At 67.1% G+C, this 16,911-nt stretch carries 15 protein-coding genes and 1 other RNA gene; 12 read left to right on the forward strand and 4 right to left on the reverse strand.

What is annotated here, in order from left to right; all coding sequences use genetic code 11:
• Positions 1-74: 74 nt before the first annotated feature.
• Complete coding sequence (hisN, locus tag ACQI46_RS12710; RefSeq protein WP_427094358.1) at positions 75-860, reverse strand: histidinol-phosphatase; 786 nt, start codon at positions 858-860, stop codon at positions 75-77.
• A gap of 22 nt (positions 861-882) precedes the next feature.
• On the opposite strand from hisN, the gene ACQI46_RS12715 reads away from it, so the two are divergent.
• Positions 883-1,245 (forward strand): hypothetical protein, encoded by a 363-nt coding sequence (locus ACQI46_RS12715; RefSeq protein WP_427094359.1) that lies wholly within the window; start codon positions 883-885, stop codon positions 1,243-1,245.
• A 7-nt stretch (positions 1,246-1,252) separates the two neighbouring features.
• Here ACQI46_RS12715 and ACQI46_RS12720 read toward each other — a convergent pair whose 3' ends face one another.
• Positions 1,253-2,632 carry an FAD-dependent oxidoreductase gene (locus tag ACQI46_RS12720; RefSeq protein WP_427094360.1) on the reverse strand — a complete coding sequence of 460 codons (1,380 nt, stop codon included), beginning with the start codon at positions 2,630-2,632 and terminating at the stop codon, positions 1,253-1,255.
• Between the two features lie 213 nt (positions 2,633-2,845).
• Between ACQI46_RS12720 and prfB the strand changes: the two genes are divergently transcribed.
• The 10 genes from prfB (at position 2,846) to ssrA (ending at position 13,804) form a co-directional block, all read left to right on the forward strand.
• Positions 2,846-3,961 (forward strand): peptide chain release factor 2, encoded by a 1,116-nt coding sequence (gene prfB / locus ACQI46_RS12725; RefSeq protein ID WP_427094361.1) that lies wholly within the window; start codon positions 2,846-2,848, stop codon positions 3,959-3,961.
• Positions 3,951-4,919, forward strand: a complete 969-nt coding sequence (locus ACQI46_RS12730; protein ID WP_427094362.1) for a mechanosensitive ion channel family protein — start codon at positions 3,951-3,953, stop codon at positions 4,917-4,919. The genes prfB and ACQI46_RS12730 overlap by 11 nt, the downstream gene beginning before the upstream one ends.
• Before the next feature lie 3 nt (positions 4,920-4,922).
• Positions 4,923-5,423 carry a hypothetical protein gene (locus ACQI46_RS12735; RefSeq protein ID WP_427094363.1) on the forward strand — a complete coding sequence of 167 codons (501 nt, stop codon included), beginning with the start codon at positions 4,923-4,925 and terminating at the stop codon, positions 5,421-5,423.
• 44 nt (positions 5,424-5,467) lie between these two features.
• On the forward strand, positions 5,468-6,157 hold the full coding sequence (gene ftsE / locus ACQI46_RS12740; RefSeq protein WP_427094513.1) for a cell division ATP-binding protein FtsE: 690 nt from the start codon (positions 5,468-5,470) through the stop codon (positions 6,155-6,157).
• Positions 6,157-7,053, forward strand: a complete 897-nt coding sequence (gene ftsX, locus ACQI46_RS12745) for a permease-like cell division protein FtsX (protein ID WP_427094364.1) — start codon at positions 6,157-6,159, stop codon at positions 7,051-7,053. Before ftsE ends, ftsX begins: the two co-directional genes overlap by 1 nt.
• Positions 7,054-7,056: 3 nt before the next feature.
• The gene (smpB, locus tag ACQI46_RS12750) at positions 7,057-7,554 is read left to right on the forward strand and encodes an SsrA-binding protein SmpB (protein WP_427094365.1); all 498 of its coding nucleotides are present in this window, start codon (positions 7,057-7,059) and stop codon (positions 7,552-7,554) included.
• Positions 7,551-8,396, forward strand: a complete 846-nt coding sequence (locus tag ACQI46_RS12755; RefSeq protein ID WP_427094514.1) for an EamA family transporter — start codon at positions 7,551-7,553, stop codon at positions 8,394-8,396. Before smpB ends, ACQI46_RS12755 begins: the two co-directional genes overlap by 4 nt.
• A gap of 53 nt (positions 8,397-8,449) precedes the next feature.
• Positions 8,450-10,759, forward strand: coding sequence for a putative bifunctional diguanylate cyclase/phosphodiesterase (locus ACQI46_RS12760; protein WP_427094366.1), 2,310 nt, complete (start codon positions 8,450-8,452; stop codon positions 10,757-10,759).
• A gap of 262 nt (positions 10,760-11,021) precedes the next feature.
• Positions 11,022-13,340 carry a putative bifunctional diguanylate cyclase/phosphodiesterase gene (locus tag ACQI46_RS12765; protein WP_427094367.1) on the forward strand — a complete coding sequence of 773 codons (2,319 nt, stop codon included), beginning with the start codon at positions 11,022-11,024 and terminating at the stop codon, positions 13,338-13,340.
• A gap of 95 nt (positions 13,341-13,435) precedes the next feature.
• Positions 13,436-13,804, forward strand: a transfer-messenger RNA (tmRNA) gene (gene ssrA, locus ACQI46_RS12770).
• Between the two features lie 205 nt (positions 13,805-14,009).
• On the opposite strand, the gene ACQI46_RS12775 is transcribed toward ssrA, so the two are convergent.
• A complete protein-coding gene (locus ACQI46_RS12775) occupies positions 14,010-14,876 on the reverse strand; it encodes an NYN domain-containing protein (protein ID WP_427094368.1) in 867 nt (288 codons plus the stop codon).
• A gap of 111 nt (positions 14,877-14,987) precedes the next feature.
• On the opposite strand from ACQI46_RS12775, the gene ACQI46_RS12780 reads away from it, so the two are divergent.
• Positions 14,988-16,403 carry a DUF2252 domain-containing protein gene (locus tag ACQI46_RS12780; protein WP_427094515.1) on the forward strand — a complete coding sequence of 472 codons (1,416 nt, stop codon included), beginning with the start codon at positions 14,988-14,990 and terminating at the stop codon, positions 16,401-16,403.
• A gap of 12 nt (positions 16,404-16,415) precedes the next feature.
• Here the strand turns inward: ACQI46_RS12780 and ACQI46_RS12785 are convergent, their stop codons facing one another.
• Positions 16,416-16,895: an acyl-CoA thioesterase gene (locus tag ACQI46_RS12785; protein WP_427094369.1), complete on the reverse strand. Its 480-nt coding sequence runs from the start codon at positions 16,893-16,895 to the stop codon at positions 16,416-16,418.
• Positions 16,896-16,911: the final 16 nt, after the last annotated feature.

Below are 16,911 nucleotides of genomic sequence, written 5' to 3' on the forward strand. Positions count from 1 at the left end.
AAGGTATGCGAACTGACTTCAGAGTAAGGTCGGCCGCTTTGTAATGGACTTCACAACCGCCGAGCAAACTCCTGTCAGGGCGTCAAGGCGTCGAGGACTGCCGCGTGCAGTCGCCCGTTGGTGGCCACGGCACTGCCGCCGTGCGGGCCGGCGTCGCCGGCCAGATTGGTGAACCGCCCGCCGGCCTCCCGCACCAGTATGTCCAGCGGTGCCAGGTCCCACAGCTTCACCTCGGGCTCCACGGCGACATCCACCGCGCCCTCGGCGACCAGGCAGTAGGACCAGAAGTCGCCGTAGCCGCGCACCCGCCACACCGCGTCGGTCAACGCGAGGAACCTCGATCGTCCGTCTTCCCACCCGGTCGTCAGATCCGAGTACGACAGACTCGCCGAACCCAGATCGTCGACCCCGGACACCGCGATCCGGCGGGTCTGCCCGCCGAACGACGTGAACGCACCCTGCCCCTCGGCGGCCCACCACCGGCGTCCCAGCGCAGGAGCGCTGACCACGCCCACGGTCGGGGCGCCCTCCACCAGCAACGCGATCAGTGTCGCCCACACCGGAACACCGCGCACGAAGTTCTTCGTCCCGTCGATCGGATCGATCACCCACTGCCGGCCGACGAAGTCCTTCCGGCCGCCGAACTCCTCGCCGAACACCGAGTCCCCGGGCCGAACGGTCGCCAGCCGGTCGCGCAGCAGCTTCTCCGCATCGAGGTCGGCGTCGGTGGCCGGTGACAGGTCGGGCTTGGTCTCCACACGCAGATCGAGCGCGCCGAAACGCTGCATCGTCAACGCATCGGCCTCGTCGGCCAACGCAAGCGCCAACTCGAGATCGTCTTCACGCGCGGGAGTGCTCATGTGCTCGTCCTACCATGGCCAGATGGTTGAACTCGCGATCATGCTGCTGATCGTCGGTGCCATCGCCCTGCTCGCCGCGCCGTGGATCATGCGCCGGCGCGGGGTGGGCAACGACTGGGTGCCGGGAACGCTGCTGGTCACGGGCGTCAGCCCGCGTCCCGACGGGGTGGACGGCGAACAGTTCGTGACGATCACCGGCGTGATCAACGGCCCGACGGTCAACGAATACACCGTCTACGCGCGCCTGGCGCTGGATGTCTCCAGCTGGCCGAGCATGGGTCAGCTGTTCCCGGTGATGTACTCGCCGGGCAACCCCGAGAAGTGGGCGTTCGCCCCCACCGAGCCGCAAGAGCCGCAGCAGCAGCCGCCCGGACCGATGCCGTGACCCGCCGCTAGTCGTGCCCGACCACGCGCAGCATCTCCGCGACGCTGCTCAACTTTACTCTCGGTCGGCCCGATCCCTGCCCGGCGTGACGCTCGTACTCGTCGATCAGTTTCCACTGCTCGTTGGTGACCAGCCTGGGTTGGCGCTGCTGTAGCCACCGGTGCAGCTGGTCCGCGTGGTCGGCGCCGAAGTCGGCCAACTCGGCGTCCCCCAGATCGCGGAGCAGCGTGTCGACGGTGTCCTGGGAGTCCTTCTTGTTGCTGCCGATCACCCCGGTGGGCCCGCGCTTGATCCAGCCGACGACGTACGCGTTGCGCGATCCCTCGACCTTGCCGTCGACGTGCGGAATGGTGCCGGACCGCTCGTCGAACGGCAGGCCCGGCGTGGGAACCCCGCGGTACCCGACCGCGCGGACCACGAGTTGCGCTGGCACCTCCTCGCGTTCACCGGTGTCCTTGGCCACGACCCGCCCGTCGGCGCCGGTGACGAGCTCGTTGCGACCCAACACGATCGACTCGACCTTCCCGTTGCCGCGGATCTCGATCGGGGACGTGCGGAACCGGAACACGATGCGCCGCTTGGCGTGGTCCGGGGTGAGGTCGGCGTAGCCACGCAGCACCTTGATGTTGTTGCGGACGGTCTTGCCGGCCGCCTCGAGATCCTCCTCGGTGATGTCGGCGAAGTCGTCGGGGTCGACGATGATGTCGACCTCGCCGAGGCCCTCCAACGCGCCGAGCTCGCGGAGCTCCAGTGTCGTGAACGGTGCCTGCAGCGGCCCCCGCCGACCGATGACCAGCACCTCCTCCACCCCGCGGGCGTGCAGAGGGTCCAGCGCGTGGTCGGCGATGTCGGTGCCGGCCAGCACGTCGGGGTCACTGACCAGGATGCGGGCCACGTCGATGGCGACGTTGCCGTTGCCGACCACCACCGCGCGACCGGCGGAGATGTCGGGAGCCATCTCCTGGAAGTACGGATGGGCGTTGTACCAGCCGACGAAGTCGACCGCCGCCACGCTGCCCGGCAGGTCCTCGCCGGGGATGCCGAGCTCGCGGTCGGACTGGGCGCCGATCGCGTAGATCACCGCGTCGTACTTGTCTGCGAGTTCGTCGGGATGGACATGGCTGCCGATCTCGATGTTGCCGAAGAACCGGAAGCGCGGATCGTTCGACGTCTTCTCGAACTGAGCGCTGATCGACTTGATCTTGGGGTGGTCCGGAGCCACACCGGAACGGACCAGACCCCACGGGGTCGGCAACATCTCGAGCATGTCGACCCGGACGTCGCGCTGCGAGTCCGAGTCGGCGGATTTCAACAACGATGCCGCGGCGAAGTACCCGGAAGGTCCTGAGCCGACGATCGCCACGTGGTACGGGCGCAATGGAGGCATTCCGATCGCTACCTATCGTCAAGAACTGTCACTGCCCGGACGCGCGCAAGGGGCTGTCGCGTCGCGGCCGGGATGGCACCCCGATGCTAGAACGCCGAGGCCGCCGGCCGGTGCTGATTGGCATGTCGTGCCGGAAAGTCCCATTCGGCGGCGACCGATCAGCCGGCGACGGCGTGCGCTGCGCTTCCGCGCGGGTGGGTACCCTGATGTCCCGTGGATCCCGACCGTCAATCCGATATCGCCGCCCTCGATTCCACGCTCACCACCGTGGAGCGTGTGCTGGATATCGAGGGGCTCCGCGGTCGTATCCGGCAGCTCGAACTCGATGCCTCCGACCCGAATCTGTGGGACGACCAGAGTCGCGCCCAAAAGGTGACCAGCGAGCTGTCGCACGCGCAGGGCGAACTGCGCCGCGTCGAAGACCTGCGGCGCCGCCTCGACGACCTACCCGTGCTCTACGAGCTGGCCTCCGAGGAGGAAGGCGCCGGCGGTGCCGAAGCCCTCGTCGAAGCCGACGCCGAACTCCAGCAGCTGCGTACCGACATCGAGGCCATGGAAGTGCGCACCCTGCTGTCCGGCGAGTACGACGAACGTGAGGCGCTGGTCAACATCCGCTCCGGCGCCGGCGGTGTGGACGCCGCCGACTGGGCCGAGATGTTGATGCGCATGTACATCCGGTGGGCGGAACAGCACGACTATCCCGTCGAGGTCTACGACACCTCCTACGCCGAGGAAGCGGGCATCAAGAGCGCGACGTTCGCGGTGCTCGCCCCCTTCGCCTACGGCACGTTGTCGGTCGAGCAGGGCACCCATCGGCTGGTGCGGATCAGCCCCTTCGACAACCAGGGCCGACGGCAGACGTCGTTCGCCGAAGTCGAGGTGCTGCCGGTCACCGAGACCACCGACCACATCGACATCCCCGAAAACGACATCCGCGTCGACGTGTACCGGTCCAGCGGCCCGGGCGGACAGTCGGTCAACACCACCGACTCGGCGGTGCGGCTCACCCACATCCCCACCGGCATCGTCGTCACCTGCCAGAACGAGAAGTCGCAGCTGCAGAACAAGGTGTCGGCGATGCGCGTGCTGCAGGCCAAGCTGCTGGAGCGCAAGCGGCTGGAGGAGCGCGCCGAGATGGACGCGCTGAAAGGCGACGGCGGCAGCTCGTGGGGCAACCAGATGCGCTCCTACGTGCTGCACCCGTACCAGATGGTGAAGGATCTGCGCACCGAGTACGAGGTCGGCAACCCGGCCGCGGTGCTCGACGGTGACATCGACGGGTTCCTGGAGGCCGGGATCCGCTGGCGGAACAGAAGAGATGACGAGTAGCGACGTCGCCTTGTCGCCGGGAATGGTGTGGCACAACTTCTGGCACGGCGACATCGGCGAGTGGATCCTGACCAAGGGCGTGGAGATCGCGCTTCTGGTCATCGGCGCGCTGCTCGCCGCGCGCTGCATCAGCTGGGGTTCGCGCAAGGTGACCCGCCGGCTGGAGGAGGGCTTCCAGACCGGGGATCGGCTGGTGCGCTCGGAAGCCTCCAAACACCGCCAGGCCGTGGCGTCGGTGATCGAGTGGGTCGCCATCGTGCTGCTGTTCGTGGTGGTCGCCGTCCAGGTCACCAATGTCCTCAACGTCCCGATCGGGTCGCTGGTGGCGCCGGCCGCCGTGCTGGGTGCCGCGCTGGGTTTCGGTGCCCAGAAACTGGTGCAGGACCTGCTCGCCGGGTTCTTCATCATCACCGAACGGCAGTACGGCTTCGGTGATCTGGTCCAGCTGAGCATGGTCGGCGCACCGGAAGAGGCCGTGGGCACCGTAGAGGAGGTCACGCTGCGGGTGACCAAGCTGCGTACCGCCGACGGCGAGGTGTTCACCGTCCCCAACGGCAACATCGTCCGCTCGCTGAACATGTCGAAGGACTGGGCGCGCGCGGTGGTGGACATCCCGGTCCCGGTGACCGCCGACCTCAGCCGGGTCAACGATGTCCTGCAGGCCGTCGGCGAGAAGTCGATGGACGACCGCTACCTCAAAGATCTGCTGCTGGACCGTCCCTCGCTGATGGGCGTCGAGAGCATCGGATTGGACAACGTCAACCTGCGCATGGTGGCCCGCACGCTGCCCGGTAAGCAGTACGAGGCGGGGCGACGGTTGCGTGCGCTGGTTGTCGCCGCGCTCGGCCGCGAGGGCGTGGTGACAGCGACAGGCGCGGTGCCCGTCGTCGACACACTTCCGCCGGCCGGGGCCAAATCGGCGCCCGACGCCAAGCAGGGCGCGGGCGGGGAGCGTTAGCCCATGGCCAAGGTGAGAATCCGGGTGCCCTCGCACTTGTTCCGCGGGCGGGTCCGCACCTCGACCGTGGCGCTCGTCGTGGCCTTCATCGCGTTGTTCGCCGTGCAGCAGAACTACGAACCGCCGGAGAAACCGCTGCCGCCTCCGCAGCAGATGGTCCCGCCGGGGTTCGTGCCCGACCCCGACTACACGTGGGTCCCGCGCACCAACGTGCAGACCCGCGAGCCCGAGACCACGACGACGCGAACCACCACCACGACGCCGACCACCACCACGACGACCACGACGACCCCGACGACCACAACGTCGCCGTCGCCGGATCCGGCGAACCCGACCGTGCCGGGGATTCCGTCGGAGCCCACGACGACCGTCATCGACCCCGATGGACGCGGTCCGTTGGGTCCGCAGACATTCGTTCAGTCACCACCGGCCGACCCGACCGAGGAACCGGCACCCCCGTTGTTCCCCGGAGTCGTCCCCCCACCAGCTCCGGTCGCGCCGTAGCTGCCGGGCCCCGCAGCGTCTCACCGCTACACTGGCGTGCCGTGATGATCACCCTCGAGAACGTCTCCAAGCAGTACAAGTCGTCGGGACGTCCGGCGCTCGACAACATCTCGTTGAAGATCGACAAGGGTGAGTTCGTCTTCCTGATCGGACCGTCCGGATCGGGCAAGTCCACGTTCATGCGGCTGCTCCTCGCCGAGGAGAACCCGTCCTCGGGGGACATCCGGGTGTCGAAGTTCCACGTCAACAAGCTGTCGGGTCGGCACATCCCCGCGCTGCGTCAGGTGATGGGCTGCGTCTTCCAGGACTTCCGGCTGCTTCAGCAGAAGACGGTCTTCGAAAACGTCGCCTTCGCGCTCGAGGTCATCGGAAAACGTGCCGACACCATCAACCGGGTCGTGCCCGACGTGCTGGAAATGGTGGGCTTGTCTGGCAAGGCCGGCCGACTACCCGCCGAACTGTCCGGCGGCGAACAACAGCGCGTCGCGATCGCGCGGGCGTTCGTCAACCGGCCGCTGGTGCTGTTGGCCGACGAGCCGACCGGCAACCTCGACCCGGAGACCAGTAAAGACATCATGGACCTGCTCGAGCGGATCAACCGCACCGGGACCACGGTGCTGATGGCCACCCACGACCACCACATCGTCGACTCCATGCGTCAGCGGGTCGTCGAACTCGAACTCGGCCGGCTGATTCGCGATGAACAGCGCGGCGTCTACGGAATGGATCGCTAGTGCGCTTCGGCTTTCTCGTCAACGAAGTCCTGACCGGGCTTCGCCGCAACGTCACCATGACGGTCGCGATGGTCCTCACCACCGCGATCTCCATCGGGCTGTTCGGCGGCGGAATGCTGGTCGTGCGCCTGGCCGACCAGTCCCGGGCGATCTACCTGGACCGGGTGGAAAGCCAGGTCTTCCTGACCAACGACGTGTCGGCCAACGACCCCACCTGTGACGCCGACCCGTGCAAGGCGTTGCGGCAGACGATCGAGGACCGCCAGGACGTCCGGTCGGTGCGATTCCTCAACCGCGACGAGGCCTACGACGACGCGATCCGGAAGTTTCCGCAGTACGAGGACGTCGCCGGCCGCGATGCGTTCCCGGCCTCGTTCGTCGTTCGGCTCGAGGACCCCGAACAGCACCAGGCTTTCGACGAAGCCATGGTCGGCCAGCCGGGTGTGCTCAACGTCCTCAACCAGAAGGACCTGATAGACCGGTTGTTCGCAGTGCTCGACGGCATCAGCAACGTCGCGTTCGCGATCGCACTGGTGCAGGCCATCGGGGCGGTGCTACTGATCGCCAACATGGTCCAGGTCGCCGCGTACACCAGACGCACCGAGATCGGGATCATGCGGCTGGTCGGCGCCAGTCGGTGGTACACACAACTGCCGTTCCTGGTGGAAGCGATGCTGGCCGCACTGGTCGGTGTGGTGCTGGCGATCGTCGGTCTGATCCTGGTCCGGACGCTGTTCCTGGACAAGGCGCTCGACCAGTTCTATCAGGCCAACCTGATCGCCAAGGTCGACTACGCCGACATCCTCTTCTACTGCGCACCGTGGATGCTGCTCCTCGGCCTTGCCATGTCCGGGGTGACCGCCTACGTCACACTGCGTCTCTACGTGCGGCGGTAGGTCATGGCCAAGAAGGCGAAGGCGCCCAAGGACAGCAACAACCAGGTGGTGGCGACCAACCGCAAAGCACGCCACAACTATGCGATCCTCGACACCTACGAGGCCGGGATCGCGCTGGTGGGCACCGAGGTCAAGAGCCTGCGCGAGGGGCAGGCCTCGCTGGCCGACGCCTTCGCCACCGTCGACGACGGCGAAATCTGGCTACGCAACCTGCACATTCCCGAATATCACCACGGCAGCTGGACCAACCATGCGCCGCGTCGCAACCGAAAGCTGCTGCTGCATCGCCGTCAGATCGACACGCTGGTCGGCAAGATCCGCGACGGCAACCTCACACTGGTGCCGCTGTCGCTGTACTTCACCGGGGGGAAGGTGAAGGTCGAGTTGGCGCTGGCGCGCGGCAAGCAGGCCCACGACAAGCGGCAGGATCTGGCCCGCCGCGACGCGCAGCGTGAGGTGACGCGCGAACTCGGCCGCCGGGTCAAAGGCAAGACGACCTGATCGGGCTGCTGACGGCCCTGACCGCGGCACTGGGTTACGGCATCAGCGACTTCGTCGGGGGTATCGCCTCGCGCCGGGTCGCGGCGCTGCGGGTGGTGTTGATCTCCTACCCGGTGGCTCTCGTGCTGCTGACCGGCCTTGCCGTCGCCGTCGGTGGTCAGCTGACCGGGCCCGCGGTCGGCTGGGGCATGCTCGCCGGGGCGAGCCAGGCGCTCGGGGTGTGGTGGTTCTACGCGGCGCTGGGGGCGGGCCCCATCTCGGTGGTCTCCCCGTTGACTGCGGTACTGGTGGCTGCGGTCCCGCTGTCGGTCGGTGTGGTTCTGGGCGAGCGGCCGAGCCTGCTCGCCGGTGCCGGCATGCTCGTCGCGCTGGTTGCGGTCGCCCTGGTGAGCCGCGAGGTCAATGACGACGACGCGCGACGACGGCGGTTCACGGTCATGGTGGCGTGGTTGACCGTGGGCTCGGGTGTGGCCTTCGGCATGAACGTCGTGCTGCTCGACCAGGTACCGGTCGAGGCGAAGCTCTGGCCGTTGGTGCTGGGACGCTTGGCTGCCACTGCAATCGTCGTGTCGGTCGCTGTGGCGACGGCGAACTTCGTGCTGGAGCGGGGGATACCGCTGCGGTTGGCGCTGCTGGCCGGCGTGCTCGACACCGTCGCCAATGTGGCGACGCTGCTGGCCCTGCAGTCGTCGATGTTGTCGCTGGCAGGTGTGCTGATCGCGCTCTACCCGGCCGCGACGGTGGTGCTGGCGATTGCGGTGCTGCGGGAGCGGGTAAGTCGCTGGCAGGCGATCGGCATGGTCTTGGCTCTCGCATCCGTCGCGATGATCGCGGCTGGTTAGCCCACGTCGACCGAGCAAGCCGATGTGTCGGCGCCACAGGGGGGAGGGGACCGGTGGCACCTCGGGTCAGACGACCGCGGCTCGTTCTGATTGCCGGCGTATCCGCGCTGGCTGTGATCAACGCGTTGGCGCTGTGGGGCGACGAGGTGGCCGAGCGTGGAGAAGCGGTCCTGCAGGTCGCCACCGCGCTCGGCGCGGCGGTCTGCGGGATGTGGGCTGCCCGGCGCGTCCGCGGCCTGGCCCGGTGGTGGCGACTGCTCTTTGTCGGGGCGCTGCTGACGTGGGCCTTCGGTCAGGTGCTGTGGGCGGCCTGGGACCTCGAGGCGGCACCCGTGGTGAATCGGGTCTCGTTCCTGCTGATGCCCGTTCTTGCGATGGGATCGTTGGTACTGCTGCTGCGTTCCAGCGGTCCGGTCACCTGGCCGACCGAGAGTCCGCTGCGCCACCCGTTGGTCGCCAACGTGCTCGACGGAATCGTGGCGGGCCTGTCATTCCTGGCTCTGGCGGTTCTCGGTGACTTCGGCACCACGGCGATGGACCCCGGTCCGGAGCCCGATGTGCCGATCCTCAACGTGGTGTTCGCCTTCGCCGAACTGGTCGTGGTGGCCGTCGTCGTGGGCATCATCATGATCTGGGAACCCGGGCGGCCCTACCGCCAGAATTTCCTGCTCCTGGCCACGGGCCTGCTGATCATGGCGACCTGCGACCGGCTCGTCGCCTACTTCCGGTCGGTCGGTGGCGCAGAGATCGGCACGTACGGCGCAATCGGCCTGATCATCGGTCCACTGTTCATCGCCTTCGCGATGCTCGAGCAACCGCCGCCGCGGCCGTCGGATGCCGAACAACGAAATCACGGCTTCGGTTGGGGCCAACTGATCCTGCCGTACGTCGGTTTCGTCGGTATCACGCTGCTGCTGGCCTACCACGTCTGGATAGGCCAGGAGATCAGTCCCTACATCTCCGCCATGATCATCACCACCGTCGTGCTGATCACCGTCCGACAGGTGCTGGCGACCCGTGCGCTGAGCGCCCTGACCCAACGGTTGTTCTGGGCCCAGCGCAAGTTGGCCTACCAGGTGCACCACGACGCCCTCACCGGCCTGCCGAACCGGTTGATGTTCGCCGAACGTCTCGACCAGGCCATGGGGGAGGGCCCGTTCGTGTTGATCTTCATCGACCTCGACGACTTCAAAGACGTCAACGACCGGTTCGGTCATGCCGCCGGCGACGAGTTGCTCTGCGCGGTGGGGGACCGCCTCAAACGGTACGTGCGGGAAGGTGACACCCTGGCCCGGATCGGCGGCGACGAGTACGCCATTCTGATCACCGACGACGTCGGCAACCCGGGAGCGGTGGCCGACAGACTTCGGATGGCACTGCGGGAACCGTTCGCGGTACACGGAGTGTCCGTGCGGGTGAGAGCCAGCATGGGGTTGGTCCAGTCCGCAACGGGTGGTCCGTCTCAGACCTCCGACGATCTGCTGCGCCAAGCCGACATCTCGATGTATGCCGGTAAGCGGCTCGGGAAGAACTCGGCGGTGGTTTACCAGCCCTCGGCAGCGATGAAAGCTGACTTCCCGACAGCTTTACGCGCCGCTGCCGGCGGTGTTCCGGACGGCTTCCGGCTCGTGTACCAGCCTGTCGTCAGCCTGGTCGACGGATCCATCACAGCGCTCGAAGCGCTCGCACGGTGGACCGCGCCCAACGGCATGGAGGTCTCGCCGGAAACGTTCGTCGCCGCTGCCGAAGCCGCGGGCCTGGGCGCACGCTTCGACGAGATGGTTCTCAACCTCGCATGCCGCGAAATCATGACGGCGAGTCTGGACGTCGACATCCACATCAACGTGGGGGCGGCGCGGCTGGGCAATCCGGGGTTCGAAAGCGATGTGCGACGCGTGCTCGACCGATACCGGTTGATCCCGCGACGGCTGGTCCTCGAGATCACCGAGACCCTGCCGATCGTCGATCTCGGTGATGCCGCCGCGCAGATCGAACGCTTCCGGACTGCCGGGGTACGGTTTGCCCTCGACGATTTCGGGGCCGGCTACAACTCGTTGACCTACCTACATGCGCTTCCGGTGCACATCGTCAAGCTCGACCGCAGCCTGGCCGTCGGCAGCGACCCTGAACGCGACCTCACGCTGTACCGATCGGCGATCAGGCTGTGCACCGAGTTGAGTCTCGACGTGATCGCCGAGGGTATCGAGACCGAGGAGCAGGCCGAGACGATCGTGGCGGCACAGTGTCGCTTCGCCCAGGGTTACCTGTTCGGTCGGCCGGCCTCGCTGGAGCACATCGAGAGCCAGTGGGCAGGTCGTGCGCCGGCGGTACAGGTGCTCGGTGGGCCGGGCCGTCCGGTGTGATCGGGCAGGAACCATCGGCGAACGGGCACGCCGCGTTCGCCAGATGGTGGAGTTCCCGCCGACCGGTGTGGTGATGGCGCTGTCCGGAGCGTTGTCGCGTGGCAACCGCTGCGGTTCTTCCGTTGGCGCTTGCGTTGCTGTGGTAGCGGGTAGATTCCTGCCTGATGGTCGGATGACTGCGTGGGAGGGGGTCATCGCGGCTGGGGGCGGCGGTCCCGAGGGATTGCCGAAGGGCGATAACCTGCCCTGGCTCGCGTAGGAGGTGTCGATCACGACTCGCCGAACGCGCTTCGCTGTCTTCGCCGCGGTCGCCGCACTCGGAGTCCTCAACGCGCTCGCGTGGTGGGGTGAATCGACGGCGTGGACAGTCTTCGCGATCATGGAATCGATCGTCTGCATCGCAGTGCTGGTCTACGGCACCATCACCGGACTGCGGGCCCGCGGTCTCGGCCGAGTGTGGCGGTTGATGATCGTCGTCGCGATGGCGTTGTTCTACCTCTGCGGTGAACTCATCTGGTGGATCGGGCCGGGCGAGGCGCGACCGCTGATGGCCGCCGGGTACTTCCTCGGCACGGGTCTGGCCATGCTGGCGCTGGTGGTGATCATCCGGTACGCCGGTCCTGTCATCGAGCCGCCCGGAGAGTCGCGCCGTCACCTCGTGGTGACGACCGTCATCGACGGCGCGGTGGCCGCCGCATCATTCGCCGTGGTGGTGGCCCTGGGCGGGTTCGGGTCGAACACGGCATCGCTGCCCCGCTCCGGCAACGCGGCCATCGAGTTGGCATACGCGGGGCTGGTCATGGTCGCTGTCGCCTACGCCGCGGCGTTCGCGATGACCTACGGCCCCGGCAAGCCGTACCGCTTCAACTTCATGACGCTGTCCGGTGGCCTCGTCATGACCACCGCCTCCGACCGTCTGATGGGGTATTTCGACGCGATCGGCGTTCCCGCCGGCATGCTGTGGAGTCAGATCGGGTTCGTTCTGGGCCCATTGCTGATCGCGTTCTCGATGGAAGACGTCCACGAGTCCGATCCCCGACCCAAGTACGCGTCGCTCAGCACCAGACAGACGCTGCTGCCGTACGCCGGTTTCTTCGCGGTGCAGACTCTTCTCGCGTTCCACGTGCTGACCGGGCACGGTCTGGGCCCGGTGGAAGTGGCGGTGGCGATGGTGATGATCGGGTTGGTCACGCTACGGCAGGCCGTGGCCGTCGATGCCGAACGCAAATTGACTGCCCGCCTCTACGACACCCAGCTTCGGCTGACACACCAGGTGTATCACGACGCGCTCACCGGTTTACCGAACCGATTGTTGTTCTCCAAGCACCTCGACGAGGCGATGGATCGTGGCGAGTTCGTGTTGATCTTCGTCGACATCGACGACTTCAAGGAAGTCAACGACCGCTACGGACATGTGGCGGGCGACGAACTGTTGCGCGCCGTGGGCGACCGCCTGAAGGACTCGATGTCCGACGGTGACACGTTGGCCCGGATCGGCGGCGACGAGTACGCCATCCTGACCAGGACTCCGATCGAGGATGTGGAGCTGGTGGCGGACCGTCTGCGAGTGGCTCTGCGCGAACCCTTTGCCGTGCAGGGCTTTTCGGTCCGGGTGAAAGCCAGCATGGGCCTCGTGCACTCCGGGGCCGGTGGTCCGTCCCCGTCGTCGGACGACCTTCTGCGTCAGGCAGATATCTCGATGTACACCGGGAAACGACTCGGCAAGAACACCGCGGTGGTCTACGACCCTGCCGAGCGTGTCCGGTCGGACTTCCCGACGGCTCTGCGTGCCTCGGCGGGCGAGGTTCCTGCGGGGTTCCGCCTGCTGTATCAACCGGTGGTCAGCCTGACCGACGGCTCGCTGGTTGCGGTGGAAGCCCTCGCGCGGTGGACCGCACCCAACGGCATGGCGATCCCGCCGGAGACGTTCGTGGCGGCCGCCGAGACGGCCGGGCTCGGCGCACGGCTCGACGAACTCGTGTTGGACCTCGCCTGCTGCGAGGTGATGGCCAGCGGTCTGGAGGTCGACGTGCACGTCAACGTCGGCGCTGGACGTCTGGGCAGTTCGGGTTTCGAACACCACGTGCGGCGTGTGTGTGAACGCCACGCGCTGCCGTCGCGCCGTCTGGTGCTCGAGATCACCGAGACGCTGCCGATCGTGGACCTGGCCGATGCCGCCGCCCAGATCGAGAGGTTCCGCGATGTCGGCGTCAAGGTCGCGCTCGACGACTTCGGCGCCGGCTACAACTCGTTGACCTATCTACATGCTCTGCCGGTGCACATCGTCAAGCTGGACCGTAGTTTGGCAGTCGGCGCCGAACCCGAACGCGACTTCACCTTGTACCGCTCGGTGATCGGGCTGTGCAACGAACTCCAGCTCGACGTCATCGCCGAAGGCATCGAAACGACCGTGCAGGCCGGGACCATCCTGGCCGCGGGATGTCGGCTGGCCCAAGGGCACCTGTTCGGCCGGCCGGCCACGTTGTCCGACATCCGACGGGAGTGGCAGGACGCCGCGGCGACCGCTGACCAGGGGGAACACCTACGTGCGCCCACGTCCTTCGTCAACGGAGCGTCGTGAACGCGGGGAATTCAATTGCGTTGGGTGCCGTTGAGTAAGCCGGTAGGATAGGAAGCTCCCCGGCGTCCGCCGGGGAAAGTTGTAGAACACCCAAGGGGGCTGAACGGTTTCGACTTCGAGCATCGAATCAAGGGAAGCGTGCCGGTGCAGGCAATTGACCACCGTAAGCGTCGTTGCAACCAATTAAGCGCCGATTCCAATCAGCGCGACTACGCTCTCGCTGCCTAAGCGACAGCTAGTCCGTCAGACCGGGAAAGCCCTCGACCCGGATCCTGGCGTCATCTAGAGGGATCAACCGGTGAGTTCGGTCGCGGGACTCATCGGGACACTCAACAGCGACTGGGATCGTCATCCTGACTTGTTCGCGTGATCAGGAGATCCGAGTAGAGACATAGCGGACTGCGCACGGAGAAGCCTTGAGGGAATGCCGTAGGACCCGGGTTCAATTCCCGGCAGCTCCACCGGATGAACGGGCCAGACCGAAAGGTCTGGCCCGTTTCTTTTCGCTTTCATCCGGCTGGCCGACCCGCACCGCGAGCGCGCGTGTCCGAACGCCGACACGCCGCAAATCGTGTGCATTTGGCGCGCGTTCGTGGGCGCCGAGCGCGCGGGAAACGCCGCCTCGCATCGGCGTGTTGCCGGACAGACCCGCGCTCTCGCCGAAACGGGTCATTTGTCCTTGAGCCGCACCATCCGGGTGGTCGAGCTTTCATCCAGTTCCACGACGTCGGAGCGGGAGCGCAGGAACTCGCTGAACGACTTGTAGCCCAAGGCCTTCTCACTGAACGACGGATCCATCCGCTTCATCTGTGCCTTCACCGCGGAGTTGTGCAGCCAGTCCACGTCGTCCTTCTCCAGACCGATGCGCAGCGCGCGGGTCAACAGGCCGGTGGCCGTCGCCTGCGGGTCCGGCTCGTCGGTCTTGGCCTTCCTGGTCCGCCGCTTCCGGCCGGGCTCTTCGTCGGCCACCGGCTCGGGCTCGAACACCGGCACCCCGGGCAGCGCGTCGTAGCTGACGAACTCGTCGCACGCCGCGGCGAGCATGCGGCTGGTCGACCCGGCCACCCCGATGCCGACCACGTAGCGGCCCAGTCGTTTGCACCGCTGCGCCAGCGCGATGTAGTCGGAGTCTCCGCCGACGATCACCACATGGGTCAGATCGGGCAGCCGGAACATGTCTTCCACCGCATCGACGGCGAGCCGGATGTCGGCGCCGTTCTTCCCGTAGGCCGCCGCCGGGAAGAGCTGCACCAGGTCGACAGCGCGTCCCACCAGTTGCCCGCGGTAGCCGGCATTGATCTCGGCGGACCAGTCCGCGTAGGCGCGGGTCAGTACCAAGGTGCCGAACGACGACGCGAAGTCGATGATCGCGCCCACGTCGACGGTTGCCCGGGCCAGTCGGTCCGGATGCTCGTCGAAACCTCCGGCCTTGTCGCGTTGAAACGAGTTGCGGCCGTTCACCTGGTCGTAGCGCGAGATCACAATGTTGTCGAAGTCGAGGTACACCGCGACGCGGGTCGCACCGATCTCGGTCATGAACCTCAGTCTCGCTCACGGGTCGACCGGCCGGCGCGATACCCGCGAGTCGGCCCAGACGTCGCTGCGACGGCGTCGATCGAGCACCATGGGACCGTGAACAACCCCGGCATGCGTCCCGAGCCGACCAGACACACGGTTCTTGCCGAGATCGACAGCAGCGCCTATCACTCACTGCGGCAACGGCCGGTCACGCGGGCCGAGCGGTATGCGCTGGGCAGGAGTCTGCGCAAGCGGGTGCCACGGCGGTCGCTGGCCGACTGGACGCCGCGAGCCGACCGGCCGGACCCGGTGCGGCTCATCGAGATCAACCATCGCGGCCGGCTGGAACGGCTGATCCCGGTCCGGGTGGGACGGATGATCGCGTCGCCGTACGGATTTTTGCGCGGGACCGCGGTGGTCATGGCCGACGATGTGGCCCACCTGCCCGCGACGGGCATCATGCCGGTGGTGTGCGGCGATTCGCACCTGGGGAACTTCGGCTTCTACGCGTCGCCGGAACGCGATCTGGTGATCGACCTCAACGATTTCGACGAAGCGCATCCGGGCGGCTGGGAGTGGGACCTGCGTCGGCTGGTGGCCAGCATTTGGGTGGCGGGACGGCACAACGGCGCGAGCGAGGACGAATGTGGTGCCGCGGTACGGTCCTGCGTGTCGGCGTACCGCATGGAGTTGCGGCGGCTGGCCGACGAGCCGTTGTTCTCCCGGTCCTTCTCCCGGCTGGATGTCGACCGGCTGGAAGGGCAGACCGCCGGTCCGCTGGCCGACGAAGTGCGACGCTCGGCGAGGCGCGCGCGCAACCGCACCAGCGACCGTGCGTTGCCCCGGTTCACCCGGGAGGTCGACGGTGTGCGCCGGATCGTGGAGGAGCCGCCGCTGATCACGCGGTTGCCGGAACGCGAAGCCGACGCGCTGGCCGAAGCGCTCGACGACTATCTGCCGACGTTGTCCACGCACTGGCGCCGAGTGCTGGGCGGTTACACCCTCGTCGACGTCGCACACAAGGTCGTGGGCGTGGGCAGCGTCGGCCTGCGTGCGTATGTGGCTCTGCTGGAAGGTTCTTCGCCCGAGGACGTGGTTTTCCTACAGCTCAAGCAGGCCCGGCGTTCGGTGCTGGCGCGCTATGTCCATGGCGAGTCGGCGTGGCACGCACACCAGGGGCAGCGCGTGGTCGAGTACCAGCAGGCGCTGCAGACGGTCAGCGATCCGCTGCTCGGCTGGACGACCGTGGACGGGCTGCAGTACTACGTGCGGCAGTTCCGCAACATGAAAGGCACCATCCCGCTGGATGCGATGGACCCGGCTGCGCTGATCGACTACACCGGCGTCGTCGGGCAGTTGCTGGCCAAAGGGCACGCCCGCACGAGCGGCGCCTCCATGATCGCCGGCTACCTCGGCCGGTCGGAACGGGTCGACGACGCGCTGTGCGTGTTCGCCCGTCTCTACGCCGATCAGACCGAGGCCGACCACGCGGCGTTGGTGGCGGCGGTGGAACGGGGCAGGTTGCCGGTCGAGCGGGACAACTGACAGGCGCCCGAACTACGGGGACACCCGCAGTGCCAGCGAGGTGAGCCGGTCGCGGGCGTCGTCGGGAATGGGCGTCGGACCGTCGTCGCCGACGAGCACCAGCACCGTGTCGCACAAACTGATGCACGCGTCCCCGAGGAAAAGTGCGGTCGACGCCACGAACGAGGTGCGCCCCAGGTTTCCGATGCCGATGGCAGTGTCGATGACCGACGGCCACGGCGCCTCGCGCAGATAGTGGACGACGATCGTCGAGGTCACGATGCGCAGCGTGCGCGCGGCGCGGTTGTACACCTGCGGGAACACCTGACGGTTCAGCGACGCGCGGGTGTTCTCGTGCAGCGATTCGAGGGCGACGTTGTTGAGGTGACCGTTGGCGTCCATATCGCCGAACCGGGCGTCGATCGAGTCACGGACCGGGTACGACGCGATGTCCAGGCGCGCCGGGTGCGGGCGCGGCACGGTACTGACGTAGGGGTTCGGCCCGGACTGCATGCGGTCAACCTAACTG

Source organism: Mycobacterium sp. SMC-4 (assembly GCF_050205565.1).
Classification (GTDB): Bacteria; Actinomycetota; Actinomycetes; order Mycobacteriales; family Mycobacteriaceae; genus Mycobacterium.